Annotated in this window: 3 protein-coding genes and 1 pseudogene; 3 read left to right on the top strand and 1 reads right to left on the bottom strand. The window is 46.4% G+C overall.

All coding sequences use genetic code 11. The features are described from left to right. The first annotated feature begins 344 nt into the window (after nt 1-344). Entirely contained in the window at nt 345-818 is a 474-nt protein-coding gene (locus E0L15_RS12090; protein ID WP_087233533.1) for a hypothetical protein, read from the top strand. 138 nt (nt 819-956) lie between these two features. Here the strand turns inward: E0L15_RS12090 and E0L15_RS12085 are convergent. Continuing rightward, nucleotides 957-1,256: pseudogene (locus tag E0L15_RS12085) on the bottom strand (site-specific integrase); the annotation flags it as partial. 65 nt (nt 1,257-1,321) lie between these two features. Between E0L15_RS12085 and E0L15_RS12080 the strand changes: the two are divergent. Then, a complete protein-coding gene (locus E0L15_RS12080) occupies nt 1,322-1,846 on the top strand; it encodes a hypothetical protein (RefSeq protein ID WP_087392340.1) in 525 nt (174 codons plus the stop codon). Nucleotides 1,847-1,848: 2 nt separating this feature from the next. Next, the gene (locus E0L15_RS12075; protein WP_087233527.1) at nt 1,849-2,079 is read left to right on the top strand and encodes a hypothetical protein; all 231 of its coding nucleotides are present in this window, start codon (nt 1,849-1,851) and stop codon (nt 2,077-2,079) included. Nucleotides 2,080-2,286: the final 207 nt, after the last annotated feature.

Raw genomic sequence — 2,286 nt, 5'->3', positions numbered from 1 at the left:
ATAAATCCCAGATGCTTTCGCATCTGGGATTTCCTTTTTCTCTATTCACTCTTCACTATTCACTAACTTTACCAGAATTTCAGGACTTTTTCGGTGGTTTAGATTTGTGATGGCTTCCCTCCCCTGGTAGTGTCGAAACGGCACTAAACTGGCTTGACCCAAACGCTGACCCATACGGGAGTTTGGAGCGGTTAGGGGTGGAGATATGGAGGTTTTCACTTCGACTGCCTCAACAAGATCTGTCACCCCTCGCCAAATGTTCTTTCTGGTATAGAAATTGTCGTGGTTACATGTTAAGATTTCGTTTATATTAAAATTTGCAGTAGAAGGAAGTGCTCACAGAGATGGAAATCGAGTTTCAGCATCAAAATATAGCGTTGCGAGTATGCATGGTAATTCCTCTTTGGTTTATTTTAGCTTTTATTGAGTACTTCTTTTGGGGAGACACAATCAATCCATTCTTGTTCATTCTCATTTCCGCCATCATTATGGCTTTTCTTGCACCAATATTATTCAAAACTGTGTACGGAACCTTTTCTTTCCTTATCTTTCATACAGGAAAAGCATGTTTCTTTGATGAAACTATCGTTTTTGTATTTAACAAAAGAACAAAGACGATAGATAAAAGCACGGTTTCTAATGCCCATTATGAACAAATTTCATTATATGGAGTTAAAATTGACAAAATTAGCATTGAATACACCATTAGAGGAAGACATAAGGCGCTTTCACTGTACTCGCCAGATGTCGTTGACAGTGACAGAGACAGAGAGTTTTTTCTAATTTCTCAGCAACTCACCCTGCTTGGAAATAAGTAGGAAATTACATTGCTATGTTCGGGCAGGGGTTTCCATGTCTAGTGACGATCTGCACCCTACCCAAACATATTTTACGAGAAACTGCTATATATTTTGGAATTTTCCTCGTCCAAAGACTTGCAAGGAAATATGAAGTGTTCACGTCTCAATCGTCCCCGCCAGCACACTCCCCATAGTCTGCGCTGCCTGTCTCTGTGCTGCGCTGGTGATATGGGCGTAGGTGTCCAGGGTAAACCCTGCGGAGAAGTGGCCCAGCATCCCGGACACGGTTTTCACATCCACCCCGTTTTGCAGCACCAGGGTAGCGAAGGTGTGGCGCAAGTCGTGGAATCGCACCTTGGGCAGTCCTGCCCGTTTCAGCACTCGATGGAGCATATGTAGCACACTGTCCGGGGAGATTGGCCCGCCATTGGGGGACGGAAACACCCAGGGACTATTGCCCACTAAAGTTGTAAACAAGGCATTGTCGTGGTATACTGATTACAAGAAACGAGGTGAGCAATGTGGCCAAGTTCAGACTTTATATCTGGGACACAAAGAAAGCCAAAGTTTTTGTGACTGCTGCAAAAGCCACCCGGCAAGATCTGGAGGTCTCATGCTCCGATCCCCAATGGCAGACAGACTGGACCAGCCATTACATCACATCCAGCGGCTTTGACCTGTATGCGTTCAAAACAGCAGAAGGGGAATTGGTGGCTTTGGGGGCCTATGAAGTTCGAAATGGAACGATGGGTGTCCATGTCGTCTACATGGAGAGCCAAGCGGAAAGCAATCGAACCCTTGTAGAGACACCGAAATACGGAGGAATCGGTCGGGCGTTGATTGCCTATGGCATTAAGTTATCCGTGGATGCCGGATTTAACGGCGATGTCACGCTGGATGCCAAGACGCCGGAGTTGGCACAGCATTATGAGCGAGATTTTGGTGCGGTTCGTTTGCCCAGTCGGAAAACCAATGCAGCACCCAGATATTTGATCTGTGACGAGGCTGCACAGATGATTTTTACAGATTACTTGGAGGAGGGCTGAATATGGAAAACGCCAAGTGGTATTTCACCCATGAGAGCGAGGAAGACCGGCTATGGTACGGAACTTTTTTCTCCATGTGCAAAAAGTTCAATGTCTCTTGGCCCACAGCCACCCCCACACAAAAGGCATTTATTGAAGAGATCACCCGTGTCAACTATGAGCGAGAGCTGGCAAAACGGGAGCTTTCCTCTCAGCCGGTGCGAGGCTTCTTTGACGAGTCCGTTTCCGCTTGACCCCAACCGTGACCCATACGGGGTTTGGACGGTAGGGAGCCAACGAAACACACAGGGCCAAACCGCACACGCATTCCCAGAGAAAAGGGCTAAAAGGGCCTGTTGCAAAATAGGCCAGAACAACAAAACGAGAGGCTAACCTTTTTGGGGGTTGGCCTCTCGTTTCATTTGCTTTACAATTTGTTTGTGAAGACAAATTATAACAAA

It is taken from the genome of Pseudoflavonifractor sp. SW1122, assembly GCF_012027765.1.
Lineage (GTDB): Bacteria > Bacillota > Clostridia > Oscillospirales > Oscillospiraceae > Enterenecus > Enterenecus faecium.
This window is presented reverse-complemented; position numbering and strand designations above follow the sequence as displayed.